Source organism: Nocardioides insulae DSM 17944, assembly GCF_000422825.1.
GTDB lineage: Bacteria > Actinomycetota > Actinomycetes > Propionibacteriales > Nocardioidaceae > Nocardioides > Nocardioides insulae.
In genome coordinates, this window is the sequence record NZ_KE383929.1 from 15,579 (window position 1) to 41,200 (window position 25,622).

A 25,622-nucleotide genomic window follows, 5' to 3' on the forward strand; every position below is an offset into this window, starting at 1 on the left:
CTAGGCTCGCCGGCAGCACAAGTCGCCCTGTCGACAAACCAGTGAGTCGTGTCGACCCAATTCCAGAGGTGAGAGGGACCTGATCGTCCGTGGCTGAAGCCCTTCCTTTCGAGAGTCCCATGGCCGAGCGTGCCGAGCTCGGACCCACCGGTCGACCGTGGCCGGTCATCCCCGAGCCCCGTCCGGTGACCCACCACGGCCCGGCGAGGGTCGTGGCGATGTGCAACCAGAAGGGCGGAGTCGGGAAGACCACCAGCACGATCAACCTGGGGGCCGCTCTAGCGGAGTTCGGTCGCAAGGTCCTGCTGGTCGACTTCGACCCGCAGGGCTCGCTCTCGGTCGGGCTCGGGCTCAACCCGCACGACATGGAGCTGACCGTCTACAACCTCCTGATGGAGAAGGACGTCACCGTCGACGAGGTGATCGTCGACTCCGGGATCGAGGGCGTCGACCTGGTGCCCGCCAACATCGACCTCTCCGCCGCCGAGGTGCAACTGGTCCACGAGGTCGCCCGCGAGCAGACCCTGCAGCGCGTGCTCCGGCCGGCGCTGGCGCACTACGACGTCATCCTGATCGACTGCCAGCCGTCCCTCGGCCTGCTCACCGTCAACGCGCTGACGGCCTCCCGTGGGGTGATCGTCCCGCTGGAGTGCGAGTACTTCGCCCTCCGCGGCGTGGCGCTGCTCAAGAGCACCATCGACAAGGTGCAGGAGCGGCTCAACCCGGACCTGGAGGTCGACGGTCTGCTCGGCACCATGTTCGACGGTCGCACCCTGCACAGCCGGGAGGTCATGGAGCGGCTCGTCCAGGCGTGGGGGGACGCCGTGTTCCACACCGTGATCCGGCGTACGGTGAAGTTCTCCGACTCCACGGTCGCGGGTGAGCCGATCACCTCCTACGCCGACTCCTCGCGCGCTGCGCACGAGTACCGCCAGCTCGCCAAGGAGGTGCTCGGCCGGTGGCCGCACGACGTGTGAGTCTGCCCTCCGCGGACGACCTGTTCCGGACCGGCGTCCCGGCGCAGGCACAGGAGTCGCGGGAGCGTGCGGTCCGGGCCGTCCCGGACACCGCGCGTGCGCCGGAGCCGCGCAAGCCCAGCGGGCGGGTGCGGCACGACGAGAAGATGACCGTCTACGTGACCTCCGACGAACTGCTGGAGATCGAGCACGCCCGCCTCACGCTGCGCCGCGAGCACGGGCTGGCGGTCGACCGCGGGCGACTGGTGCGCGAGGCGCTCCACCTGGTGCTGGCGGACCTGGAGCAGCGCGGCCAGGACAGCGCCCTGGTCCGACGGCTGACCGAGGACTGAGCGGGTTCTGGACGTGGTGGCCGAGGTCGCACCCGACACGGGCGAGCACGGCTCCTTCGCGGTCCGGCTGGACAACTTCGAGGGTCCCTTCGACCTGCTGCTCAGCCTGATCGCCAAGCACAAGCTCGACGTCACCGAGATCGCGCTCTCCCAGGTCACCGACGAGTTCATCGCCCACGTGAAGGCCGCGGGGGAGGTCTGGGATCTCGAGCAGACCTCCTCGTTCCTGGTGGTCGCCGCGACCCTGCTCGATCTCAAGGCCGCCCGCCTGCTCCCCCAGGGAGATCCCGAGGACGAGGAGGACCTCGCCCTCCTGGAGGCCCGGGACCTGCTCTTCGCGCGCCTTCTCCAGTACAAGGCGTTCAAGCAGGTGGCAGCCCTGTTCGGTGACCGGCTCGACACCCAGGGGCGCCGCCATCCGCGCGCCGTCGGGATGGAGGAGCGGTTCGCCACGCTCCTGCCGGAGGTGCTCATCGGGATCGGGCTGGAGCAGTTCGCCCAGCTGGCCGCCAAGGCCATCGCCGCCCGGCCGGGGCCTCCCGAGGTGAGCCTGGAGCACATCCACGCGCCGGCGGTGAGCGTGCGCGACCAGGCCGCTGTGGTGGTCGAACGGCTGCGCCGTGCGGGCGCCCTGTCCTTCCGCGCGCTGTGCCACGACTCCCCGGACTCGCTGACCACGGTCGCGAGGTTCCTCTCCCTGCTCGAGCTGTTCCGGGAGGGGGTGGTCTCCTTCGAGCAGCTCTCGCCGCTGGGGGAGCTCACCGTCCGCTGGACCGGCGACGACGACACCGATGCCGAGGAACTCGTGCGCGACGAGTTCGACGGCGCCCCGCCACCCGACGCCGCCCCGACCGGCGCACCCGACCAGGCAACCCCTCGGGAGGAACCGACATGACCAATGGGACCGAGCAGCCTCCCGACCCCGAGCCGGATCAGCGTGCCGGCGTCCAGCTGCATCCGGCTCTCGAGGCGGTGCTGATGGTGGCCGACCAGCCGCTGGACGCGACCGTGCTCGCCACCGCCGTCGGGCACCCGATCCCCGCCGTCATCGCCGCGCTGGAGTCGCTGGCACAGGAGTACGACGCCCAGGGGCGCGGGTTCGAACTGCGTCACCTGGCCGGCGGTTGGCGGTTCTACACCCGCGAGGAGTACGCCGGCGTGGTCGAGGAGTTCGTCCTGGACGGTCAGCAGGCGCGACTCACCCAGGCGGCCCTGGAGACGCTCGCGGTGGTCGCCTACAAGCAACCGGTCTCCCGGGCGCGGGTGTCCGCCATCCGCGGGGTCAACGTCGATGGCGTGATGCGCACCCTGCTCACCCGCGGACTGGTCGAGGAGACCGGCCGGGACGAGTCGACCGGTGCACACCTGTACACCACCACCGGCTACTTCCTCGAGCGGATCGGCATCACCGGCCTGGACGACCTGCCCGAGTTGGCGCCGTACCTCCCCGACATGGACGATCTGGAGGACGAACTCGCCGAGATGGTGGCCAGCGCGCCGCCCGCGGCGGACGCGTCGGTCCCGGGCGCCCCCGAGGATCCTCCGGCCGGTGAGGCCACACACGAGAAGGACGACCACGCACGTGACTGACATCCCCCTCGACGACGAGGGCCTGATCCGCCTGCAGAAGCTGCTCGCGCTCTCCGGGGTCGCCTCGCGCCGCAAGTGTGAGGAGCTCATGCTGGAGGGGCTGGTGGTGGTCGACGGCGAGGTCGTGACCCGGCTGGGCACCAAGGTCGACCCGCGCACCGCGGTGATCAAGGTCGACGGGCGGCGCCTGCCGCCGGTCTCGGAGAAGGTCTATCTCGCGCTGAACAAGCCGCGCGGCGTGGTCTCGACCATGTCCGACCCGGAGGGGCGCCGGACCCTGGGCGACCTGGTCGCCGACCGGCCCGAGCGCCTCTTCCATGTGGGCCGGCTCGACACGGACACCACCGGGCTGATCATCCTCACCAACGACGGCGACTTCGCCCACCGGTTGGCCCACCCGTCCTACGAGGTCGACAAGACCTACGTGGCCGAGGTCGAGGGCGAGATCTTCCCAAGCACCCTCAAGCAGCTCCGGGCAGGGGTGACCCTCGAGGACGGTCCGGTGACGGTCAGTGCGGCCCGGGTCGTGGAACGCACCCGCGAGCGCTCCATCGTCGAGCTGGTCATCCACGAGGGACGCAACCGGATCGTCCGGCGTCTCCTGGCCGAGGTGGGGCACCCCGTACGCCGCCTCACCCGCACCCGGATCGGCCCGGTCGCCCTCGGCCGGCTCGGGAACGGCGAACTGCGCGACCTCACCACAGAGGAGCTCGGCGCTCTCCTGGACGCCACCGAGCTGTGACGGGGGAGGGGCGCTGTCCGGCGTAGCGGAATAGCGTGGGGTGTGAGTGGGTTGGAACCTTTGTAGTTCAACATGCAACTAAAGCAGTGGGCCACCACCAGACCTCAGGAGCGGTCATGCAGATCGGCATCTTCACCGTGGGCGACGTCACCACCGACCCGACCACCGGGCGCACCCCTACCGAGCAGGAGCGGATCCGGGCGACCGTCGAGATCGCGAAGAAGGCCGAGGACATCGGCCTGGACGTGTTCGCCACGGGTGAGCACCACAACCCGCCGTTCATCGCCTCGGCGCCCACGACCACGCTCGCCTACATCGGTGCCCAGACCGAGCGGATCATCCTCTCCACGGCCACCACCCTGATCACCACCACCGACCCGGTGCTGATCGCGGAGAACTACGCCAAGCTGCAGCACCTCACCGGCGGCCGGGTCGACCTGATGATGGGTCGGGGCAACACCGGGCCGGTCTACCCGTGGTTCGGCAAGGACATCCGGCAGGGCATCAACCTCGCCGTGGAGAACTACGCCCTGCTGCACCGGCTGTGGCGCGAGGACGTCATCGACTGGGAGGGGCGCTTCCGCACCCCGCTACAGGGCTACACCGCCACCCCGCGCCCGCTGGACGGCGTGCCGCCGTTCGTGTGGCACGGCTCCATCCGGAGCCCGGAGATCGCCGAGCAGGCGGCGTACTACGGCGACGGCTTCTTCCACAACCACATCTTCTGGCCGGCCTCGCACACCGCGCAGATGGTGTCCCTCTACCGGCGTCGCTACGAGCACTACGGCCACGGCAAGGCCGAGGAGGCCATCGTCGGGCTGGGCGGGCAGTTCTTCATGCGGAAGAACAGCCAGGACGCCTGGAACGAGTTCCGCCCCTACTTCGACAACGCGCCCGTCTACGGCCACGGTCCCTCCCTGGAGGACTTCACCGAGGCCACCCCGCTCACCGTCGGCTCGCCCCAGCAGGTGCTGGAGCGCACCCTCTCCTTCCAGGAGTACGCCGGCCACTACCAGCGCCAGCTCTTCCTGGTCGACCACGCCGGGCTGCCGCTCAAGACCGTGCTCGAGCAGTTGGACCTGCTCGGTGAGATCCTGCCCGACCTGCGGAAGGGCTTCGCCGAGGGCCGCCCCGCGAACATCCCCGACGCCCCGACCCACGCTTCGCTGGTCTCGGCGGCGGGCGGGGGTCACGACAGCACCGTCTACGCCGAGGGCGACAGCGCCACCGGCACCTCCGACCGGGCCCCGGAGGACCCGGACGTCGAGCGCATCCTGGAGGGGGAGCTGTGAAGCGCATCGTCATCGTCTCCGCCGGGCTCTCCGTCCCGTCCTCCACGCGTCTGCTCGCCGACCTGCTCGGTGAGGCGACCGAGGGAGCGATCCGTGCACGGGGTGCCGAGGTCTCGGTGGAGTATGTCGAGCTGAGGCCGCTCGCGCATGCGCTGGCCGACCATCTGCTCACCGGCTTCCCGGCGGGCGAGCTGTCCACGGCGCTCGAGGCGGTCAGGGCCGCCGACGGGCTGATCGTGGTGACGCCGGTGTTCTCGGCGTCGTACTCGGGGCTGTTCAAGACCTTCTTCGACGTCCTCGACCAGGGTGCCATCGACGGCACCCCGGTCCTGATCGCGGCCACCGCGGGTACGCCCCGGCACTCGCTGGTGCTGGAGCACGCGCTCCGGCCGCTCTTCTCCTACCTGCGCGCCGTGGTGGTGCCGACCGGGGTCTTCGCCGCCAGCTCCGACTTCGGTGCGGTGGCCGGTTCGGCCGGCGCCGGTGCCGACACGATCGGCAAGCGGGTCGAGCGGGCGGCCGCGGAGCTCGCCGTACTGGTGACCGCATCGGGCGGAGGAGGGGCGGCCCACGATCCTCACGGTCACGGCAGCTCTCGTCGGGTCGAGGACGAGTTCGACAACCCGACGCCGTTCGAGGAGCTGCTGCGCGGGGCCCGGGGCGACTCGATCCGCTGAAGCCGGTCCGCGAGCCGCGCCACGAGCAGACGGAATCAGTGGCTCGGTCGGACCGGGTCCGGGCCCACCAGGCGGCTCCGGAGTGGCCGGCGCCTCGGCCTCGCCTGCCGGACTCGGGGCGGTCGCTGACCTAGCGTAGGGGCCATGTCGGTACGCGCGGAGGGACGTCGTCTCTCCGCGCGTTATCGGGCTCTCGCGGGTGGCCGCGCGGCCGCGACGACCGACCTGTTGTGGCGCCTCGTCGTGGCGACGGTGAGTTCCTGCCTGCGCTACCGAGTGACCGGGCTCGCCGCCGAGGGTGCCTTCTTCGCCGTGCTCTCGGTGCCGCCGCTGATCTTCGCGCTCGCGGGCGCGGTCGGCTTCCTCACCGAGCAGTTCGATGTCGCCCAGGTCGAGGAGATGCGCCAGGGGATCGTGGAGGCCTCCGGTGCCTTCCTCACCCAGTCCGCGGTGGACCGGGTGATCGAACCCACCGTGAACTCGGTGCTGAGGGGCGGTCGGTTCGACGTGATGTCGGTCGGCTTCGTCCTCGCGCTGTGGTCCGGCAGTCGGGCGCTCAACGTGTTCGTGGACACCATCACGATCATGCACGGGCTCGGCGGGCGACGCGGGATCCTGCGCACCCGGGCACTGTCGTTCGTCCTCTACGTCCTGGCGATCGTGACCGGGATGTTCGCGGTACCGCTCGTGCTCGCCGGGCCGACCCTGGTGGGCAGTTGGCTGCCACCCGGTCTGACCTTCCTGATGGTCTTCTACTGGCCGGCCGTCGTGGCGCTGGGCATCTGCTTCCTGGCCGCGCTCTACCACGTCTCGCTGCCGGTCCGGTCGGCCTGGCGCTTCAACCTGCCCGGCGCGACCTTCGCGCTCCTCACCTGGATCGGGGGCTCCTACCTCCTGCGGGCGTTCCTCACCGCGACCGCGAGCGACTCGAGATCCATCTACGGGCCACTGGCAGCCCCGATCGCGGTCCTGCTGTGGCTCTACCTGGTCGCCATCGCGGTGCTCATCGGGGCCGCCGTCAACGCGTCCTGCCTGAGCATGCTCGGGCGGGGTGCGGAGGATGCGGCACCCCGTCGACTAGATTCAGCGCGTGGCTGAGTCCGAGCAGGAGATCGCGCCGTACGACGCGGTGAAGCTGCCCGAGCGGGTTCGCTCGCCCTGGGTGCAGTTGGCGATGCGTCTTGCCCTGGCCTTCCTGCTGGTCGCCTTCATGACGATGCTGGTCTACGTCGACGGTGACGCCTACGTCGACAACAACGATCCCGAGGACGGGATCACCCTCCTCGATGCGCTGTACTACACCACCGTGTCGCTGAGCACGACCGGGTACGGCGACATCGCGCCGGTGGCACCGCACGCGCGGGCGATCAACGCCTTCGTGATCACACCGCTGCGGGTGGCCTTCCTGATCCTGCTGATCGGCACCACGCTCGAAGTGCTCACCACCCACACCCGCGACCTGCTGCGGGTCAACCGATGGAGGAAGAAGATGAGCGGCCACGTGGTCGTGATCGGTTACGGCACCAAGGGGCGCAGCGCCGTCGACACGCTGCTCAACAACGGCCAGGACCGCGAGAAGATCGTGGTGGTCGACCCCAGCGCCCGTGCGCTCCATGAGGCCAATCAGGACGGACTCTCGGTGGTGCAGGGTGATGCCAGTCGACGGGACGTGCTCAATCGGGCACTGGTGCGCGACGCGAGCCACATCATCATCACCACCGACCGCGACGACACCAACGTGCTCGCCACCCTCACCGTGCGCCAATTGAACGCGGACGCCTTCATCGTCGCGGCGGTGCGGGAGCAGGAGAACACCCCGCTGATGAAGCAGTCGGGAGCCGACTCGGTGGTGACCTCGGCCGAGGCGGTCGGGCGACTGCTCGGGCTCTCCTCGCTGTCCCCGACGCTCGGCACGGTGATGGAGGACCTGCTCACCTACGGCGCCGGCCTCGAGGTGGCCGAGCGGGAGCTGCTGGTCAGCGAGGTCGGGCGACAGCCGCAGAGCCTGATCGACCAGGTGATCGCCGTCGTCCGCGACGAGAAGGTCTTCCGCTACTTCGACCCGGTGGTCTCCCAGTTGGCGCGCGGGGACCGGCTGGTCGTCGTACGCGCGTCGAAGGAGCTTCCCTGGGCGCCGCGTCCGGGCACCCACGACGAGGACTTCGCCTCCGAGGATCGTTGAGCCCCAGCCCCAGCCCCAGCCCCAGCCTGGGTCAGGCGGTGTCGGTGTCGAGCCGCCAACGGGCGAACCTCTCCCTGGTGGCCTCGCCCAGCGGCTCGGGACGCCGGCTCGTCTCGTCGAACTGGACGATCACCGTCTCGGCCCGGGCGACGACGTCCTCACCGGCGACGAGCACCTGTTCGAGGCCGACCGAGGACGAACCCACCCGGGTCACGCCGGTGCCGATGTGTACGTTGCCGGGCCAGCGGAGTTCACCGACGAAGTCGACCGCGAGCCGGGCGATCACCCAGCCGCACCCCGGCTCGGCCAGCGAGCCGCCGTCGGGGTGCAGCATCTCCACCCTCCCGGTCTCCAGGAAGGTCGCCAGGGTGGCGTTGTTGACGTGGCCCATCGGATCGGTGTCGGCGAACCGGATCTTGTCGAAGGTCACGAGCGGATAGTCGTCCAGAGCGCGAAGACTGGTCACGGCCGCGATCATGGCAGGTCGCCCCGGGACGGTCGGTGACGGGCCATACTGTGAGGCACGGATCCCCGAGCACGACGAGGAGCGGCTGTACGGATGGACCCTGACGAGCTCAACGTGTTGGTGCTCGCGGGGATGAGTGTGTTGCTGATCGGGATCGCCGCGGTACGGATCTCGACCGGTGCGGGCCTGCCCAGCCTGCTGCTCTACCTCGGCCTCGGGCTGCTGATCGGGGAGGCGGGTCTCGGGTTCGAATTCGAGAACGCCGAACTCACCCAGGTGCTCGGCTCGCTCGCGCTGGCCGTCATCCTGGCCGAGGGCGGACTCACCACGAGGCTGTCGGTGATCCGGCCGGCCGCGGCGCCGGCCGCCGTCCTCGCCACGGTGGGGGTCGCGATCAGCGTCACCGTGACCTCGGCTGCGGCCTGGTGGCTCCTGGACGTCGACCCGCGCACCGCCGTCCTGCTCGGCGCGGTCGTCTCCTCCACGGATGCGGCGGCCGTCTTCGCGATGGTGCGCACGATGCGGCTGCGCCGGCGTACCCGCGCGATCCTCGAGGCGGAGTCGGGGTTCAACGACCCGCCGGTGATCATCCTGGTGACGCTGGTGGTCTCCGACGTGTGGTTCGAGTTCGATCCGACCCAGGCGCTGATCGGGTTCTTGCAGCAGATGCTGGTCGGTTTCGTGGTGGGCCTGGTGATCGCGCTGGGGGGACAGTGGTTGCTGCGCCGGATCGCCCTTCCCGCGACCGGGCTCTACCCGCTGGCCACGATGGCGATCACGATGCTCGCCTTCGGCGCCTCCGGCGTTGCGGGCGGGAGCCCGTTCCTGGCCGTGTACGTTGCCGGCGTGGTGCTCGGCAACGCGAGCCTGCCGCACCACGCCGCCTCGCTCGGTTTCGCCGAGGGCCTGGCCTGGCTCTCCCAGATCGGGCTGTTCGTCCTGCTCGGCCTGCTCGCCTCACCGGCGCGCCTGGTCGATGCCCTGGTGCCGGCGTTGGTGGTCGGGGTGGCACTGACCGTCCTCGCTCGGCCGCTGTCCGTGCTGATCTGTGCCAGTCCGTTCCGGATACCCCTGCCCGAACAGGCCTTCATCTCCTGGGCGGGGTTGCGCGGCGCCGTACCCATCGTGCTGGCGACCTTCCCGATCACCGCCGGACTGGCCGGGGCGGAGCGGGTCTTCGACGTGACCTTCCTGTTGGTCGTGGTCTTCACGCTGGTCCAGGGGCCCACCCTGCCCTGGCTGGCTCGCCGGCTGGACGTGGTCGAACCCGGCCAGACCCGGGAACTCGAGATCGAGTACGCGCCGCTGGAGGACCTCGGCGCAGCCATGCTGACCTTCGACATCCCGGACGGCAGCCGGATGGTCGGGGTCGAGGTGGGCGAACTCCGCCTGCCCGGTGACGCCGTCGTCTCGCTCGTACTGCGGGCCGGTGCGCTGTTCGTGCCCACTCCGGCCACCACCCTGCGCAGCGGTGACCAGTTGCTCCTCGCCGCGACCGCGGCGCAGCAGGCGGCGGTCGAGGCCCGGCTGCGTGCAGTGAGCCGTGCGGGCCGACTGGCGGGGTGGCACGGTGAACGTGGTGACGGGGTGGACTGAGACCCACTGGCCAGTGCGACGCTCGCACCGGTTGGGTGCGGCAGTGTGGGCGCGCAGGCGGTGGATACTGGCGCTCGCGCCCATCGGGGAGTGCGACGCGCTCGCACCGGTTGGGTGCGGCAGCGTGGGCGCGCAGGCGGTGGATACTGGCGCTCGCGCCCACCGGCGAGCACGACACGCTCGCACGGTTAGAAATGAGTTGAACCGCTGGAGTCTCGGGTCACCAGCGGTTCAACAAGCAGAACTGTAGCAGCGGTCGTTGAGGAATCAAAGACCCTTCGGTAGGTGAGTCGCTTCACACCGGGGCATGGCGCGGTCGGGTCTACCGTGGAGGCATGTCCTCTGAGCCAGCAGACCGCCCGGCCGCCGAGGATCGTCCGCTCGAGGAGGGGCCGCCCTGGGGGAGTGAGGTCGAGGACGAGCTGGCCAGTTTCGACAATCTGGTCGAGCGCCGTGCCGCGCGACGCTTCCGGGACGTGATGGGGCACTTCGCCTCGGGGATCACCGTGGTCACGGCCCAGGGAGAGCACGATCTGCTGGGGCTGACCTGTCAGTCCTTCACCAGCGTCTCGCTCGACCCGCCGCTGGTGCTCTTCGTCCCCGCGCACAGCTCACGGGCCTGGCCTCTCATCCGGGAGGTGGGGCGGTTCTGCGTCAACGTGCTCTCCGCCGACCAGGAGTGGATCTCCGACCAGTTCGCCGGACGCTGGGTCCCCGGCATCACCCACAAGTACGACGGCGTCGAGTGGAGTCGCTCCCCGGTGACCGGGTCACCGCTGATCACCGGTTCCCTGGCCTTCGTGGACTGTTCGGTGGACGCGGTCCATCCGGCGGGCGACCACGACATCGTGGTGGGCCGGGTGCATGCGATGGGGCACGCGGAGACCGGTGCGCCGCTGCTCTACGACCGCGGCCACTACCGCACCAGCCGCTGAGGCTCCGCTCGGCCTGGATCCAGGCCTAGTCGAGGAAGCTGCGGTCGGTCAGGACGATCGCGTCGCCCTCGGTGACCGCGATGGTGTGCTCCATGTGCGCACCGCGGGAGCCGTCCTGGCTGCGCAGGGTCCAGCCGTCGGGGTCGGTGAAGATCTCGTCGGTGGTGTGCAGGAACCACGGCTCGATGGCGATCACCAGGCCGGGCTTGAGCTTGAACCCGCGGCCGGGGCGGCCGTCGTTCGGAACGTGCGGGTCGCCGTGCATGGTGCGACCGACGCCGTGACCACCGAACTGGGTGTTGATCCCGAGCCCCTTGGCGCGGGCCACCTCGGCGATCGCGTGTGAGATGTCGCCGATCCGATTGCCGGCGCGCGCGGCGGCGATGCCGGCGTCCAGCGCACGGGAGGTGGTGTCGATGAGGTCGAGATCCTCCTGACGCGGCGTGCCGACGACCAGGCTGAGAGCCGAGTCGGAGACCCAGCCGTCCACGCTCACGGCGAAGTCGACGCTGAGCAGGTCGCCGTCCTGCAGCACGTAGTCGTGGGGGAGACCGTGCAGGACGGCGTCGTTGACGCTGGTGCACAGCACCTTCCCGAACGGACTGGCACCGAAGGAGGGGTGGTAGTCGATGTAGCAGGACTCCGCGCCACGGTCCTTGATCATCTGGTGGGCGAGTTCGTCGAGTTCGAGCAGGTTGACGCCGACGTCCGCCTTCTCCCGGAGTGCCGAGATGACCTCGGCCACGAACCGGCCGGCGGGGCGCATCTGCTCGATCTGCTTGGGCGTACGGAGCTCGATCACCCCTGCACCCTAGCCCGATCCTGGAGGCGGTACGGAGCCGGCGTACGCCGGATGTGGGAGCCCTCTGCCGAGGGCAGATCAGCCGGGAGCGGATCTCCTTGAGCGCGGCACGGCCTGCGACGAGCCTCGAAGCATGACCGAGACCAGACAACCGGCTGTGGGCGGCTCCCTCGACGAGCAGCTCCTCACCAGACTCATGAACCAACGCATCGTCGTGCTCGGCCAGGAGGTCGACGATGCGATCGCCAACCGGCTGTGCGCGGCGCTGCTGCTCCTGTCCGCAGAGGATCCACGCCGCGACATCAGCCTCTACATCAACTCGCCGGGCGGCTCCGTCTCCGCCGGCCTCGCCGTCTACGACACGATGCGGCTGATCCCCAACGACATCAGCACCTTGGCGATGGGGCTGGCGGCCAGCATGGGCCAGTTCCTCCTCACCGCCGGTACGCCGGGGAAGCGCTACCTGCTGCCCCACTCCCGGGTGCTGCTGCACCAGGGGTCGGCCGGGCTGGGCGGGACGGCGATGGATGTGGAGATCCAGGCCGAGAACCTCGAACACGTCAAGGACGTGATGATGCGGCTCACCGCCGACCACACCGGCCAGCCGGTCGAGAAGGTCGAGAGGGATGCTCTGCGTGACCGGTGGTTCACGGCCGAGGAGGCGGTGGACTACGGATTCGCCGACAGCGTGCTCAGCGACATGGCCTCGGTGCAGCCGGCCCGCAACGGGTCGGCCTTCGGCCTGGGCGGGCGGTCATGAGCCAGTACACGATCCCGTCCGTCGTGGAACGCACCCGCCACGGGGAGCGGGCGGTCGACATCTACAGCAGGCTGCTCACCGACAGGATCGTCTACCTGGGCACCGAGATCGACGACGGCGTCGCCAACGTGGTGATCGCCCAGCTCCTGCATCTGGAGTCGGAGCAGCCCGAGCGGGAGATCAACCTCTACCTGAACAGCCCGGGCGGCTCGGTCAGCGCCATGTTCGGCATCTACGACACGATGCAGTTCATCCGCGCCCCGATCGCGACCTCGTGCGTCGGGCAGGCCGGTTCGAGCGCCGCCGTACTCCTGGCCGCCGGCGCGCCCGGACGTCGTACGGTCCTTCCGCACGCCCGGGTCGTCCTGCACCAACCCTCGGGAGGCGGACAGGGCGCCCTGCCCGATCTCGCGGTCCAGGCGAAGGAGCTGGCCCGGGTCCGACACGAGATGGAACAGGTGCTCGCCGACCACACCGGGCACGACCCGGAGAGGATCCGGGAGGACACCGACCGCGACCTCATCCTCGGCGCGCACGAGGCAGTGGCGTACGGCGTCGCCGACGCCGTGCTCCCGAGCCGGAAGCTGGAGCTGGCCTGATCCTCAGGCGGCCAGGCAGACCGGACCGGGCGCACGGTCGGTGGCGAGCCGGTGAGTGACCCGGGCGGTGAGGTCGACCAGCTCGAGTCGGAGCGCTCCGCCGACGGCCTCGAGCACCTCGGAGCTGGGTTCCTTGCGGCCGCGCTCGACCTCGGAGAGGTACTGCGTCGACACCCCGGCCTCACCGGCGACATCGGCCAGGGTGCGCCCCCGCTCGTGGCGCTCGTCGCGGAGCACCTGACCGACCGCCTCGCGCCACAGCGGCGGCGCCTTGGTCGCCTGCGTGGGCCTGGCCGCGGGTCTCGGGAAGCCGATCACCTCACCCATGCTCCGACGTTAGACCTGGTGTCCCCGGAGGCGGAGCGTGTTCGCGCCGGGCGAACGTACTCCAGGGTTCAGCGGCAGAACGCGTGCACGGTCAGACCGTGGTCCGCGCCGTCGAACACCTGCTCCAGCGCCATGTCGGTCAGGTGGTCACCGCCGTACGTCGCAGCCACCGCGTCCTCCCGGGTGACCACCACGTGTCCGGGGATCACGCCCTCCGGTCCGGTGCCGGTCCAGCAGCCGTGGGCCTCGATCAGCGCGACGGGTGAGCCGTCCGCGTGCGGGCGGTGGTCCATGACGTCGGGGCCGGCCACGTCGCGGGAATCGGCCTGGTTCGCCGCGCCGATGAACAGCGCGGCGAAGACGGCGAACCACACGACGCCGTGGAGAACCGTGGATCGAACGCGACTCATTCCCAACCTCCGGAGCGGGTGGGGGCGCTCACCGGTCAGCGGTGCTGGAGCGCCCCTCACCCGTGAGACGTTCACCGGCCGACGGTCATGACGACGCGAGGTCTGTGTGCTGGGTCACCTCTGGGCGGCTGCTCGCGACAAGCGCTCCCGCACCTCGACGACCCCGCAGTCCTTCACGCGGATCGGGTCGCTGCCCAAGCGCGGCATCCTCTCGGCCCGGCTCGGGCTCACCAACCGCGTTCGCGCCACTCGGCCAGATGGGGGCGCTGCTCGCCGAGGGTGGAGTCGTCGCCGTGGCCGGGGTAGAACCAGGTGTCGTCCGGCAGACGCTGGAAGATCCGCTCCTCCACGTCGTCGACGAGCTGGGCGAAGGCTGCCTCGTCGCCGAAGGTGTTGCCCACTCCGCCCGGGAAGAGCGAGTCGCCGGTGAACAGGTGAGGTGTGCCCTGCGGGTCGGTGTAGAGCAGGGCGATCGAACCCGGTGTGTGACCGCGCAGGGCGATCACCTCCAGCGTGGAGTCGCCCACCGACACGACGTCGCCCTGGGCGAGCGGGCGGGTGACAGGTACGCCGGTCTGCTCGGCCACCGCGTCGGCGTCCGGCGCGCCGGCCAGCACATCGGCACCGGTGGCGTCGACGACCTGCTTCAGCGCGCGGTGGTGGTCCCAGTGCTGGTGGGTCGTCGCCACCGCGGTGAGACCGGCATCGCCGATGATGGGGAGCAGCGTCGGGGCCTCGGCGGCGGCATCGATCAGGAGTTGCTCGCCGGTGCTGTGGCAGCGGAGCAGGTAGCAGTTGTTCGACATCTTCGGGTCGACCGCGACCTTGGTGATGGTCAGGGCGGACAGCCGCCTGACATCCGCGGGACCGCCGGGGGAGACCTGGCCGGTGTAGTTCACATTCCCTCCATCCGCGGCATCTCGCCGCCTTCGCAGCTCAGGGGTGCACCATCCTGCCCGGGCCGGGTGGGGTCCGCGCCGACGGGTCGCCCGGTCGACCACCACGCCAGGCTCGAGGCGGGGCCGCGCACCGTGGGGTGCTGCCAGTCTTCGGAGTCGGGGGCGGCGTCGCCGTCGACCCCGAAGACCCAGTAGGCCCCCAGGTCGGTGGCGTGCGCGCGGAAGGGGGCGCCGTCGTACCCGCCCGACCGGGTGTCGAGGAGAGCCGTCACGAACTCGGTCGGCCAGTCGGCGGCTTCGTAGCCGAGGCCGAGATCGGCGTGGTGGATCTCGACCTCCCGCAGCCGTGCGAGCGGCAGGGTGGAGACACGGAACCTGCGGGCGCTGCCGGGGGTGCGCTCGATCACCGCGTCGCCGAGTTCGGGCACGGCCGATCCAGCAGCCAGCGCGCGGGCCAACTCGGTGGTGGCCCCCATCAACCGGTCGCGGAGCACGGGAGGGGACGCGGTGGCGAGCCGGTCGATATCGGAGTTACGGCGAGCGACCGAGGCGTACATCGGGGTCTCCTCACCCTCCAGCAGCGCCACCACCGCTCCGGCGACACCTTCGGCGTGCAGGGCCAGATGGGCGACCACATGTGCTCGGCTCCACTCGGGCAGGCGGGACGGTGAGGTCCAGTCGCCGTCCTCGATCCCGTCGACCGTGCGGACCAGCCGGATCGTCGCCGAACGGAGGTCGCCGAGGGCGTCGGTCGCCGGGTCTGGTGTGGTCGGGAACCGGGTGTCACGCTGGTCACCTGACATGCGGCCATGAAACCACCACCGGCGCCCGCGTGTGAGCAACCAGACCAAGGGCTGGAAACCCGGCGGGTCCCCGACTGCCTGCTAGGATGACGAACATCTGTTCGAACCGGCGTCACACGGAGGGCCAGTGGCCGACCAGCTCATCATCCGGGGAGCCCGGGAGCACAACCTCAAGGACGTCTCGCTCGACCTTCCCCGCGATGCTCTGATCGTGTTCACCGGCCTGTCCGGCAGCGGGAAGTCGTCGCTGGCCTTCGACACGATCTTCGCCGAGGGACAGCGCCGCTACGTCGAGTCGCTCTCGGCGTACGCGCGACAGTTCCTGGGCCAGATGGACAAGCCGGACGTCGACTTCATCGAGGGGCTCTCGCCGGCGGTCTCGATCGACCAGAAGTCGACCTCGAAGAATCCGCGCTCGACGGTCGGCACCATCACGGAGGTCTACGACTACCTCCGCCTCCTCTACGCCCGTGCCGGGCGGCCGCACTGCCCGGTCTGTGGGGCGCCGATCCAGCGCCAGACCCCGCAGCAGATCGTCGATCGCATCATGGAGTTGGAGGAGGGCCGGCGCTTCCAGGTGCTGGCACCGGTGATCCGGGCCCGCAAGGGGGAGTACGTCGAGCTCTTCTCCCAGTTGCAGAGCCAGGGGTACTCCCGGGCCCGGGTCGACGGCGAGCTCCACATGCTCGACAACCCCCCGAAGCTGGCCAAGCAGAAGAAGCACACCATCGAGGTGGTGGTCGACCGGCTCGCGGTCAAGCCGTCCAGCAAGCGCCGGCTGACCGACTCGGTCGAGACCGCCCTCGAGCTGGCCGGCGGCCTGGTGGTCTTCGACTTCGTCGACGACGGCACCGAGCTGAAGTTCTCCGAGAAGATGTCGTGTCCCAACGACCACGTCATCGAGTCCGACGACCTCGAGCCGCGCTCGTTCTCGTTCAACTCGCCGTTCGGCGCCTGCCCCGCCTGTCACGGCATCGGCACCCGGATGGAGGTCGACCCCGAGCTCGTCGTCCCCAACACCGAGGCGACCCTGGGCGAGGGGGCGATCGCACCCTGGAGCCAGGCCCACGTGGCCGACTACTTCCTGCGGCTGATGGGTGCGCTGGGCGACGAGCTCGGCTTCGACCTCAACACCCCGTGGGAGCGGTTGCCGGAGGCGGCACGGAAGGCGGTGCTGGAGGGACATCCGACCAAGGTGCACGTCGTCACCCGTAACCGCTACGGCCGGATGCGCGCCTACGACGCCGAGTTCGAAGGCGTGCGGTCCTACATCGAGCGCCGGCATCGCGATGCCGAGTCCGACACCAGCCGGGAGCGGTTCGAGGGCTTCATGCGCGAGGTCCCGTGCCCGACCTGCCGCGGCACCCGGCTCAAGCCGGTCTCGATGGCCGTGACGCTGGGGGCGCGCGACCAGGGCGGGCTCAACATCGCCGAGCTCTGCGCGATGCCGGTGAGCGAGACCGCCGAGTGGCTGCATCGCGTGGAATTGAGCGAGCGTGAGCGTCAGATCGGTGCCCGGGTGCTCAAGGAGATCCAGGATCGCCTCGCCTTCCTGCTCGACGTCGGGCTCGACTACCTCTCCCTCGACCGACCCTCGGGCTCGCTCTCCGGGGGTGAGGCGCAGCGGATCCGGCTGGCCACCCAGATCGGTGCCGGCCTGGTCGGTGTCCTCTACGTCCTCGACGAACCCTCGATCGGTCTCCACCAGCGCGACAACGAGAAGCTGATCGACACCCTCGTGCGGCTCAAGGATCTGGGCAACACCCTGATCGTGGTCGAGCACGACCAGGACACCATCCAGGTCGCCGACCACGTCGTTGACATCGGCCCGGGTGCGGGTGAGCACGGCGGCCAGGTGGTGCATACCGGCACGGTGGCCGAGTTGATCGCCAACGAGGAGTCCCTGACCGGGCAGTATCTCGCCGGCCGTCGCGAGATCCCGATCCCCGCCGTACGGCGGCCCCGGACCAAGGGTCGCTCACTGACCGTGAAGGGTGCCCGGGAGAACAACCTGCGCAACATCGACGTCGAGTTCCCGCTCGGAGTCTTCCTCGCGGTCACCGGCGTCTCGGGCTCGGGCAAGTCGAGCCTGGTCAACGACATCCTCTACACCGCTCTGGCCAAGGAGTTCTACCGCGCCCGCACCGTTCCCGGCCGGCACAAGCAGATCCTCGGTGTCGACCACCTCGACAAGGTGATCCACGTCGACCAGGGGCCGATCGGCCGTACGCCGCGCAGCAACCCCGCCACCTACACCGGCGTCTTCGACAAGATCCGGGGCCTCTTCGCCCAGACTCCCGAGGCGAAGATGCGCGGCTACCAGCCGGGCCGGTTCTCCTTCAACGTCAAGGGCGGCCGCTGCGAGGCCTGCGCCGGCGACGGCACCTTGAAGATCGAGATGAACTTCCTCCCCGACGTCTACGTCCCCTGCGAGGTCTGCCACGGCGCCCGCTACAACCGGGAGACGCTCGAGGTCCACTACAAGGGCAAGACCATCGCCGAGGTGCTCGACATGCCGATCGAGGAGGCCCAGGACTTCTTCGCCCCGGTGCAGTCGATCGCGCGCTACATGAAGACACTCGTCGAGGTCGGGCTCGGCTATGTCCGCCTCGGTCAGCCGGCGACCACCCTCTCCGGCGGCGAGGCGCAGCGGGTCAAGCTCGCCACCGAACTGCAGAAGCGCTCCACCGGCCGCACGCTCTACGTTCTCGACGAGCCCACCACGGGCCTGCACTTCGAAGACATCCGCAAGCTGCTCGGCGTGCTCTCATCGCTGGTCGACAAGGGCAACAGCGTGCTCGTCATCGAGCACAACCTGGATGTGATCAAGACCGCCGACTGGATCATCGACATGGGCCCGGACGGCGGGCACCGCGGCGGGCTGGTGGTCGCCGAAGGCACTCCCGAGCAGATCGCGGCCAGCCCGGAGTCACACACCGGGCGCTTCCTGAAGTCCATTCTGGACGGTAAGGAGGCGACCGCGTCCCCGCTGCTCGCCGCCGCTGAGTCCGAGCCGCCGGCCAATGCGAAGGCGTCACGCAAGGGTGGCGCCAGGGGCCGGGCCAAGTCCGCGCGGGCGTGAACCACCCAGCCGCTGGGTCCGTGTCAGTACCGTGAGACTGCCGTGCGGGAACGCCGGCGGCCGTACCACCGGATCAGTGTCCACCGATGCGAAGAGGGTGCTCCAGATGACCGACGTACGACCGTGCTTCGACCGGCGCCGCGCCCTTGCGGGTGCGGCGGGGATCGGGATCGGCGCCCCCCTGTTGGCCGCCTGTGGCGGTGAGGAGTCGGGAAGCTCGAGTTCCGGTGCCTCCTCCTCCGCGCCGGCATCCCCTTCATCCTCGGCACCCGGTTCGGCCGGGAGCGCCGGCTCGAGCGGGGCGGCGGAGGGGTTGACGAGCACGAGCGAGATCGCGGTCGGTGGGGGCACCATCTTCCCCGACGAGAAGGTTGTCATCACCCAGCCGGAGGAGGGCGTCTTCAAGGCGTTCGACTCCACCTGCACCCACCAGGGGTGCACGGTGACCGATGTGGAGAACGGCGTGATCGTCTGCCCGTGCCACTTCAGCCAGTTCTCCGTGGCCGACGGGTCGGTCCAGGACGGCCCGGCCGAGGATCCGCTGCCGGAGGTGGCGATCACGGTGACCGGCGACCAGATCAGCCTCGCCTGAGTCGGAGCCACCCGACCGCACCGGCGACCTGCCGACTCCGGTTCGGGACCGTCGGTGCCCCCGACTAGGTTTGACCTGTGCCGAACCCGCTCAGTTATCGCCCCCGGCCGGGCACCATCCCCACTCAGCCCGGCGTCTACCGTTTCCGTGACGGCAACGGTCGGGTGATCTATGTCGGTAAGGCGAAGAACCTCCGGGCGCGGCTGTCCTCATACTTCCAGGACGTCGGCAACCTGCATCCGCGTACCGCGACCATGGTCACCACCGCGGCCGGTGTCGAGTGGACGGTGGTCAACACCGAGGTGGAGGCGCTCGCGCTCGAATACTCCTGGATCAAGGAGTACGACCCGCGGTTCAACGTCAAGTATCGCGACGACAAGTCCTACCCCTGGCTCGCGGTGACTGTAGGGGAGGAATTCCCGCGGGTGATGGTGGGTCGGGGGGCCAAGCGCAAGGGCACTCGCTACTTCGGCCCCTACGGCCACGCCTGGGCCATCCGAGAGACGGTCGACATCTTGCTGCGGGTCTTCCCGATGCGCAGTTGCTCACCCGGGGTCTTCAAGCGCAGTCAGCAGGTCGGCCGGCCCTGCCTGCTGGGCTACATCGACAAGTGCTCAGCCCCCTGCGTCGGACAGATCAGCACCGCGGACCACCGTCGCATCGTCGATGACTTCTGCGACTTCATGGCGGGGCGCACCAGCGCGTTCACCAAGCGCATCGAGCAGGAGATGTACGCCGCCTCGGAGGCGCTCGAGTTCGAGCGGGCCGCCCGGTTGCGCGATGATCTCGGGGCGCTCGAGCGGGCGATGGAGAAGCAGGCCGTGGTGCTCGGTGACGGTGCAGACGCCGACGTCATCGCCCTGGCCGAGGATCCGCTGGAGGTCGCCGTCCAGATCTTCTACGTCCGTGGCGGCCGGATCCGCGGCCAGCGCGGCTGGGTGGCCGACCGGGTCGATGAGGGGGAGACCGACAAGCTCGTCGAGGACTTCCTGCTTCAGCTCTACGCAGGGATCGATCGGGCGGAGGCGCGGGACAGCATTCCCCGGGAGATCCTGGTGCCCGCGCTGCCACCCGATGTCGAGACGGTGGAGGAGCTGCTCTCGGAGATCCGGGGGAGCAGGGTGCGGGTGCGGATCCCGCAGCGGGGTGACAAGAAGACCCTGATGGAGACGGTGGCACGTAACGCCGGCCAGACCCTGGCACTCCACAAGACCAAGCGGGCCAGCGACCTGACCACCCGCAATCAGGCGCTGGAGGAGATCCAGGAAGCCCTCGAGCTCGGCGAGGTGCCGCTGCGGATCGAGTGCTACGACATCTCCAACCTCCAGGGCACCGAGGTGGTCGCCTCGATGGTGGTCTTCGAGGATGGCCTGCCGCGCAAGAGCGAATATCGACGGTTCGTGATCCGTGGCGTCGACGGGCAGAACGACGTCGCGTCGATGGACGAGGTCATCACCCGCCGGTTCAAGCGGCTCCTCGACGAGCAGGCCACCTCGGTGGTCTCGACCGAGGTGGACGGTGCCGACGGGCCGATGCTGGTCGACCCGGAGACCGGCCGGCCGCGCAAGTTCGCCTACGCTCCCGGCCTGGTGGTGGTCGACGGAGGGCCCCCGCAGGTGGCGGCGGCCAGGCGGGCCCTCGACGCTCTCGGCATCGAGGACATCCCGGTGGTCGGCCTCGCCAAGCGACTGGAGGAGGTGTGGGTGCCCGAGGAGGAGGACCCGGTGATCCTGCCGCGCAGTTCCGAGGGGCTCTATCTGCTCCAGCGCATCCGCGACGAGGCGCACCGGTTCGCGATCACGCACCACCGCAACCGGCGCAGCAAGTCGATGGTGGAGAGCACCCTCGACGACGTCCCCGGGCTGGGGGAGGTGCGCCGCAAGACCCTGCTCAAGCATTTCGGATCGCTGCGCAAGCTCCGTGCTGCCAGTGTCGAGGAGCTGAGTGAGGTCCCTGGCATCGGCCCTCGCACCGCCCAGGCGATCAAGGCCGCCGTTGCAGACCAGGCGCCGGCGATGGCGGTCAACACCGCCACCGGCGAGATCGAGGAAGGATGACGGGCATGGGGATGCCGAGTGAGGGATCAGCTCCCGGCGTGTACGCCGAGGGGGGCGGCGAGGTCGTGGTGGTGACCGGGATGACCGGCGCCGGCCGCAGCACCGTGGCCAAGGAGTTGGAGGATCTCGGCTTCTACGTCGTGGACAATCTGCCGCCGTCCCTGCTGCCGCAGGTGGTCCGGTTGGTCGACGAGAGCCGGGGGCGGTCCCAGCGGATCGCGGTGGTGGTCGACGTACGCTCCGGGTCGTTCTTCGACGACCTGCAGGAGGCACTGGCGCCGGGCGCCACTGGGCGTCGCAGCACGATGGTCTTCCTCGACGCCGCCGACGAGGTCCTGGTGCGACGCCAGGAGGCGGTACGCCGCCCGCATCCGCTCCAGGGCCACGGTCGGCTGCTCGAAGGGCTCGAGCGGGAGCGCGTGGCTCTCGCCGACCTGCGCGGATCCGCCGATCTGGTCATCGACACCACGACCCTCAACGTGCACCAGCTGACCAAGCGGATCACCGAGGCCTTCGGCACGCCCGACACCACGAGCCTGAAGATGGTCGTGATCAGCTTCGGGTTCAAGTACGGCATCCCGGTCGACGCCGACTTCGTCGCGGACATGCGGTTCCTGCCCAACCCGTTCTGGGTGCCCGAACTCCGCGCCGGCAACGGCCGCGACAACACCGACGTCGCCGCCTACGTCTACAGCCGTCCGGGTGCTGAGGAATTCCTCGAGGGCTACCTCCCGGTCCTCACCGGGGTGGCCGAGGGCTACCTGCGTGAGGGCAAGCGGTTCATGCGGGTGGCCGTCGGATGCACCGGGGGCAAGCACCGGAGCGTCGCCATGTCCGAGGAGATCGTGCGACGCCTGACCGCCGAGGGGTACGACGCGCGTGCGGTCCATCGTGACCTGGGGCGGGAGTGATGGTCTCGGGGTTCGATCGAGCCCAATCGGCGGTCGCCTTCGGGGGCGGTCACGGGCTGCACGCCTCGTTGAGCGCGCTGCGCCGACTGGTCGACGACCTGACCGTCGACGACCTGACCGCGATCGTGACGGTGGCCGACAACGGCGGTTCCTCGGGGCGGCTGCGGGAGGAGTTCGACGTCCTGCCGCCCGGCGACCTCCGGATGGCGCTGGCCGCCCTGTGCGGAGCCGACGAGTGGGGCAGCACCTGGGCGGAGGTGCTACAGCACCGGTTCGCCGGCGAGGGGGAGATGCGCGGGCACAGTCTGGGCAACCTGCTGATCGTGGGTCTCTGGGAGCGGCTCGGAGACCACGTGGAGGCGTTGGACTGGGTGGGCCGACTGCTCGGCGCCAAGGGCCGGGTGCTCCCGATGGCGCTCACCCCGATGGACATCACCGCGCAGGTCCGTGGACTGGTGGCCGACGAGCCGGAGGCCCGGGTATCGGTGCGCGGCCAGGTGCAGGTCGCCACCACCGGAGGGCGGATCGAGTCGATCGCCCTTACCCCGCCCGACCCGGCCGCCGCCCCTGCGGCGCTGGCGGCGATCGCCGAGGCCGACTGGGTCTTCCTGGGGCCGGGGTCGTGGTTCACCTCGGTGATCCCGCACCTGATGGTTCCGGCCCTGCGCGCGGCCCTGGTCGAGACCCCGGCCCGGATCGTCGTGGTGCTCAACCTCTCCGAGCAGGCCGGTGAGACGCACGGTCTCGGTCCGGCCGAGCACCTTTCCGTCCTCCGAGCACACGCACCCGACCTGGCGGTGCACACCGTCATCGCCGACCGGAGCCACGTCGGCGAGCACCAGGTCGCCGCCCTGGAGGCGCTGACCACCTCCGCCGGCACGCGCCTCGTACTCGAGGACGTCGCCGCGTCGGACGGCTCACCGAGGCACGATCCGGCGAAACTGGCCAGCGTGTACGCCGCGGTCATGGAGACATGACTCACCACCCCTCCGATCCGGCGGGGACGGTTGCCCAGGGTTGTTGACGCTCGTGGGAGGATCGCTCGCATGGCGATGACGGGACAGGTGAAGGCCGAGCTCTCGAACACGCAGATCACCAAGACCTGCTGTCGAAAGTCAGAGGTGGCCACGACACTGCGCTTCGCCGGCGGATTGCACATCACCAACGGCAAGATCGTGATCGAGGCGGAGCTCGACACCGGGGCGGCCGCGCGTCGGCTCCGGCGCGACATCGCCGACGTCTACGGGCACACCTCGGACATCGTGATGGTGCAGGGCAACGGGATCCGCAAGGGCAGCCGCTACCTCGTCCGGGTGAGCAAGGAGGGTGAGGCGTTGGCCCGCCAGACCGGGCTCCTGGACGGGCGTGGGCGACCGGTGCGCGGTCTTCCACCGGCAGTCGTCTCCGGCGGCGCCTGCGACGCCGTGGCCGCGTGGCGGGGTGCGTTCCTCGCGCACGGTTCGTTGACCGAGCCCGGCCGATCCTCGGCCATGGAGGTGACCTGCCCGGGTTCGGAAGCGGCCCTGGCCCTGGTCGGGGTGGCCCGCCGCCTCGGCATCCAGGCGAAGGCGCGCGAGGTGCGCGGCGTGGACCGCGTCGTGATCCGTGACGGGGACGCCATCGGGCAGTTGCTCACCCGCCTCGGTGCCCACGAGTCCTTGATGGCCTGGGAAGAACGCCGGATGCGGCGCGAGGTCCGGGCCACCGCCAACCGCCTCGCCAACTTCGACGACGCGAACCTCCGGCGATCCGCACGAGCCGCTGTCGCCGCCGGCGCCCGCGTCGATCGAGCCCTCGAGATCCTCGGCGAGGAAGTGCCCGACCACCTCCGCCAGGCGGGCAACCTCCGACTCGAACACAAGCAGTCCTCGCTCGAGGAGCTCGGCCAACTGCACGACCCGGTGCTGACCAAGGACGCCATCGCCGGACGCATCCGCAGACTCCTCGCGATGGCCGACAAGCGTGCCGAGGAGCTCGGCATCCCCGATACCGAGGCATCTCTCACCGCCGACATGCTCGCCGACGACTGACGGTTCCTCTCGGCGCGAGCGTGTCGCCGCTCGGGGTGCGTGCAGAGACCAGGGTGCACCCGGCGACGCCACGCTGCCGCGCGAGTGCCCGGGCCAAGCCAGGGCGCACCCCGGCGACGCCACCCTGCGGCGCGAGTGCGTTGCTGGCTCCGGGGATCCTTCGTCGCCACCTTGCCGGGTTCTCTTGTCCTTCGCCGATCTTCGGCGGACAGTGGAGTCGGAGGTGGAGTGATGAAGGCGAACGTGGGGGACCGGTTGGTCGTCGAGGGACACACCGACTCGGAGCACCGGCACGAGGGCGAGGTGCTCGAGGTGCGGGGTGAGGATGGTGCGCCGCCGTACGTCGTGCGCTGGCAGGACGGTCACGAGGGGCTGACCTACCCCGGCCCCGACGCGCACGTGATGCCGCCGGAGTGACCCACCGGGGTCCGGCCGCCGGCGGTCGACCCGCCCTGCCTGTCCACGTGTTGGATCGTGCCAATTGCGCACCCCCTCGGTGGTGTGCGTGCCGGTAGTGTCGTCACCGCCAAGCACCGCCTTTCATCCGACAGAGCAGGAGCGAGCAGTGACCGTACGTGTAGGGATCAACGGGTTCGGACGGATCGGGCGAAACTTCTTCCGCGCAGTTCGCGCGTCAGGGCTCGATCTGGAGATCGTCGGCGTCAACGACCTCACCGACAACGCCTCCCTGGCCCACCTGCTGAAGTTCGACTCAGTCCTGGGCCGCCTGGATGCCGAGGTCGGTTCGACCGATGAGGCCCTGGTGGTCGGTGACCAGGAGATCCGGACCTTCGCCGAGCGCGATCCCGCGGCGTTGAAGTGGGGGGAGCTGGGGGTCGACGTCGTGGTCGAGTCCACCGGGTTCTTCACCGACGCCACCAAGGCGAAGGCGCACGTGGACGCGGGTGCGAAGAAGGTGATCATCTCCGCACCCGCGAAGAACGAGGACATCACGGTGGTGATGGGGGTCAACCACGAGCTGTACGACCCGGCGGCGCACACCGTCATCTCCAACGCCTCCTGCACCACCAACTGCCTCGCCCCGATGGCCAAGGCGCTGCACGACAGCATCGGCATCAACAAGGGCCTGATGACCACGGTGCACGCCTACACCGCCGACCAGAACCTCCAGGACAACATCCACCGCGACCTGCGCCGAGCGCGAGCCGCCGCGATCAACATCGTGCCCACCTCCACCGGAGCGGCGAAGGCGATCGGGCTGGTCCTGCCCGAGCTCAAGGGCAAGTTGGACGGCTACGCCCTGCGCGTGCCCACTCCCACCGGGTCGATGACGGACCTGACCTTCGAGGCCTCGCGGGAGACCTCGATCGAAGAGGTCAACGAAGCGGTCAGGGCCGCGGCCGACGGACGCATCCTGCGCTACTCCACCGACCCGATCGTCTCCAGCGACATCGTCACCGATCCCGCATCGTGCATCTTCGACGCACCGCTGACCAAGGTGATCGGCAATCAGGTGAAGGTCGCCGGCTGGTACGACAACGAGTGGGGCTACTCCAACCGTCTGGCGGACCTCATCACCTACGTCGGTGCCCGGCTCTGA

At 69.8% G+C, this 25,622-nt stretch carries 27 protein-coding genes; 21 read left to right on the top strand and 6 right to left on the bottom strand.

What is annotated here, in order from left to right; all coding sequences use genetic code 11:
- Window positions 1-119 precede the first annotated feature (119 nt).
- From G515_RS0114665 to G515_RS0114705, 9 genes are all read left to right on the top strand, one after another.
- On the top strand, window positions 120-977 hold the full coding sequence (locus G515_RS0114665; RefSeq protein ID WP_051218450.1) for a ParA family protein: 858 nt from the start codon (window positions 120-122) through the stop codon (window positions 975-977).
- On the top strand, window positions 959-1,309 hold the full coding sequence (locus G515_RS0114670; RefSeq protein WP_028660738.1) for a hypothetical protein: 351 nt from the start codon (window positions 959-961) through the stop codon (window positions 1,307-1,309). Before G515_RS0114665 ends, G515_RS0114670 begins: the two co-directional genes overlap by 19 nt.
- A gap of 16 nt (window positions 1,310-1,325) precedes the next feature.
- Window positions 1,326-2,204, top strand: a complete 879-nt coding sequence (locus tag G515_RS0114675) for a segregation and condensation protein A (RefSeq protein ID WP_211221057.1) — start codon at window positions 1,326-1,328, stop codon at window positions 2,202-2,204.
- The gene (gene scpB / locus G515_RS21675) at window positions 2,201-2,899 is read left to right on the top strand and encodes an SMC-Scp complex subunit ScpB (protein ID WP_051218451.1); all 699 of its coding nucleotides are present in this window, start codon (window positions 2,201-2,203) and stop codon (window positions 2,897-2,899) included. Before G515_RS0114675 ends, scpB begins: the two co-directional genes overlap by 4 nt.
- Entirely contained in the window at window positions 2,892-3,641 is a 750-nt protein-coding gene (locus G515_RS0114685; RefSeq protein ID WP_028660740.1) for a pseudouridine synthase, read from the top strand. The genes scpB and G515_RS0114685 overlap by 8 nt, the downstream gene beginning before the upstream one ends.
- A 116-nt stretch (window positions 3,642-3,757) precedes the next feature.
- Window positions 3,758-4,933, top strand: a complete 1,176-nt coding sequence (locus G515_RS21680) for an LLM class flavin-dependent oxidoreductase (RefSeq protein WP_036555865.1) — start codon at window positions 3,758-3,760, stop codon at window positions 4,931-4,933.
- A complete protein-coding gene (locus G515_RS0114695) occupies window positions 4,930-5,610 on the top strand; it encodes an FMN reductase (protein ID WP_028660741.1) in 681 nt (226 codons plus the stop codon). Before G515_RS21680 ends, G515_RS0114695 begins: the two co-directional genes overlap by 4 nt.
- 144 nt (window positions 5,611-5,754) lie before the next feature.
- Window positions 5,755-6,708, top strand: a complete 954-nt coding sequence (locus G515_RS21685) for a YihY/virulence factor BrkB family protein (protein ID WP_084653626.1) — start codon at window positions 5,755-5,757, stop codon at window positions 6,706-6,708.
- Between the two features lie 76 nt (window positions 6,709-6,784).
- Complete coding sequence (locus G515_RS0114705; RefSeq protein ID WP_245565468.1) at window positions 6,785-7,792, top strand: potassium channel family protein; 1,008 nt, start codon at window positions 6,785-6,787, stop codon at window positions 7,790-7,792.
- 31 nt (window positions 7,793-7,823) lie between these two features.
- Here G515_RS0114705 and G515_RS0114710 read toward each other — a convergent pair whose 3' ends face one another.
- Window positions 7,824-8,258: an acyl-CoA thioesterase gene (locus G515_RS0114710; protein WP_028660743.1), complete on the bottom strand. Its 435-nt coding sequence runs from the start codon at window positions 8,256-8,258 to the stop codon at window positions 7,824-7,826.
- A gap of 93 nt (window positions 8,259-8,351) precedes the next feature.
- On the opposite strand from G515_RS0114710, the gene G515_RS0114715 reads away from it, so the two are divergent.
- Together G515_RS0114715 and G515_RS21690 are read left to right on the top strand one after the other, a co-directional pair.
- Window positions 8,352-9,854, top strand: coding sequence for a potassium/proton antiporter (locus G515_RS0114715; RefSeq protein ID WP_028660744.1), 1,503 nt, complete (start codon window positions 8,352-8,354; stop codon window positions 9,852-9,854).
- 335 nt (window positions 9,855-10,189) lie between these two features.
- Complete coding sequence (locus G515_RS21690; RefSeq protein WP_084653627.1) at window positions 10,190-10,789, top strand: flavin reductase family protein; 600 nt, start codon at window positions 10,190-10,192, stop codon at window positions 10,787-10,789.
- Window positions 10,790-10,814: 25 nt separating this feature from the next.
- Here G515_RS21690 and map read toward each other — a convergent pair whose 3' ends face one another.
- Entirely contained in the window at window positions 10,815-11,591 is a 777-nt protein-coding gene (map, locus tag G515_RS0114725) for a type I methionyl aminopeptidase (protein WP_028660745.1), read from the bottom strand.
- Window positions 11,592-11,724: 133 nt separating this feature from the next.
- On the opposite strand from map, the gene G515_RS0114730 reads away from it, so the two are divergent.
- Together G515_RS0114730 and G515_RS0114735 are read left to right on the top strand one after the other, a co-directional pair.
- Window positions 11,725-12,351 carry a ClpP family protease gene (locus G515_RS0114730; protein ID WP_028660746.1) on the top strand — a complete coding sequence of 209 codons (627 nt, stop codon included), beginning with the start codon at window positions 11,725-11,727 and terminating at the stop codon, window positions 12,349-12,351.
- On the top strand, window positions 12,348-12,950 hold the full coding sequence (locus G515_RS0114735) for a ClpP family protease (RefSeq protein WP_028660747.1): 603 nt from the start codon (window positions 12,348-12,350) through the stop codon (window positions 12,948-12,950). Before G515_RS0114730 ends, G515_RS0114735 begins: the two co-directional genes overlap by 4 nt.
- Before the next feature lie 3 nt (window positions 12,951-12,953).
- On the opposite strand, the gene G515_RS23950 is transcribed toward G515_RS0114735, so the two are convergent.
- The 4 genes from G515_RS23950 to G515_RS22780 all read right to left on the bottom strand — a co-directional run bounded on the left by G515_RS23950 (window position 12,954) and on the right by G515_RS22780 (window position 15,389).
- Window positions 12,954-13,277, bottom strand: a complete 324-nt coding sequence (locus G515_RS23950) for a helix-turn-helix domain-containing protein (protein WP_028660748.1) — start codon at window positions 13,275-13,277, stop codon at window positions 12,954-12,956.
- A gap of 68 nt (window positions 13,278-13,345) precedes the next feature.
- Window positions 13,346-13,687 carry a hypothetical protein gene (locus tag G515_RS0114745; protein ID WP_157571133.1) on the bottom strand — a complete coding sequence of 114 codons (342 nt, stop codon included), beginning with the start codon at window positions 13,685-13,687 and terminating at the stop codon, window positions 13,346-13,348.
- Window positions 13,688-13,914: 227 nt separating this feature from the next.
- The gene (locus tag G515_RS0114750) at window positions 13,915-14,586 is read right to left on the bottom strand and encodes an MBL fold metallo-hydrolase (RefSeq protein ID WP_028660750.1); all 672 of its coding nucleotides are present in this window, start codon (window positions 14,584-14,586) and stop codon (window positions 13,915-13,917) included.
- Complete coding sequence (locus G515_RS22780; protein ID WP_051218453.1) at window positions 14,583-15,389, bottom strand: maleylpyruvate isomerase family mycothiol-dependent enzyme; 807 nt, start codon at window positions 15,387-15,389, stop codon at window positions 14,583-14,585. Before G515_RS22780 ends, G515_RS0114750 begins: the two co-directional genes overlap by 4 nt.
- A gap of 127 nt (window positions 15,390-15,516) precedes the next feature.
- Between G515_RS22780 and uvrA the strand changes: the two genes are divergently transcribed.
- The 8 genes from uvrA to gap all read left to right on the top strand — a co-directional run bounded on the left by uvrA (window position 15,517) and on the right by gap (window position 25,622).
- Window positions 15,517-18,471 (top strand): excinuclease ABC subunit UvrA, encoded by a 2,955-nt coding sequence (gene uvrA / locus G515_RS21700; RefSeq protein ID WP_036555866.1) that lies wholly within the window; start codon window positions 15,517-15,519, stop codon window positions 18,469-18,471.
- A 106-nt stretch (window positions 18,472-18,577) separates the two neighbouring features.
- Window positions 18,578-19,063: a Rieske (2Fe-2S) protein gene (locus G515_RS0114765; RefSeq protein ID WP_028660751.1), complete on the top strand. Its 486-nt coding sequence runs from the start codon at window positions 18,578-18,580 to the stop codon at window positions 19,061-19,063.
- A gap of 77 nt (window positions 19,064-19,140) precedes the next feature.
- Window positions 19,141-21,120: an excinuclease ABC subunit UvrC gene (gene uvrC, locus G515_RS0114770; RefSeq protein ID WP_028660752.1), complete on the top strand. Its 1,980-nt coding sequence runs from the start codon at window positions 19,141-19,143 to the stop codon at window positions 21,118-21,120.
- Window positions 21,121-21,125: 5 nt separating this feature from the next.
- Window positions 21,126-22,031 carry an RNase adapter RapZ gene (gene rapZ, locus G515_RS0114775; protein WP_157571134.1) on the top strand — a complete coding sequence of 302 codons (906 nt, stop codon included), beginning with the start codon at window positions 21,126-21,128 and terminating at the stop codon, window positions 22,029-22,031.
- Window positions 22,031-23,008, top strand: a complete 978-nt coding sequence (locus G515_RS0114780; RefSeq protein WP_028660754.1) for a gluconeogenesis factor YvcK family protein — start codon at window positions 22,031-22,033, stop codon at window positions 23,006-23,008. Before rapZ ends, G515_RS0114780 begins: the two co-directional genes overlap by 1 nt.
- 69 nt (window positions 23,009-23,077) lie before the next feature.
- Window positions 23,078-24,061: a DNA-binding protein WhiA gene (whiA, locus tag G515_RS0114785; protein ID WP_028660755.1), complete on the top strand. Its 984-nt coding sequence runs from the start codon at window positions 23,078-23,080 to the stop codon at window positions 24,059-24,061.
- A gap of 231 nt (window positions 24,062-24,292) precedes the next feature.
- Window positions 24,293-24,478 (top strand): DUF1918 domain-containing protein, encoded by a 186-nt coding sequence (locus G515_RS0114790; RefSeq protein ID WP_028660756.1) that lies wholly within the window; start codon window positions 24,293-24,295, stop codon window positions 24,476-24,478.
- Window positions 24,479-24,626: 148 nt separating this feature from the next.
- Window positions 24,627-25,622 carry a type I glyceraldehyde-3-phosphate dehydrogenase gene (gap, locus tag G515_RS0114795; RefSeq protein ID WP_028660757.1) on the top strand — a complete coding sequence of 332 codons (996 nt, stop codon included), beginning with the start codon at window positions 24,627-24,629 and terminating at the stop codon, window positions 25,620-25,622.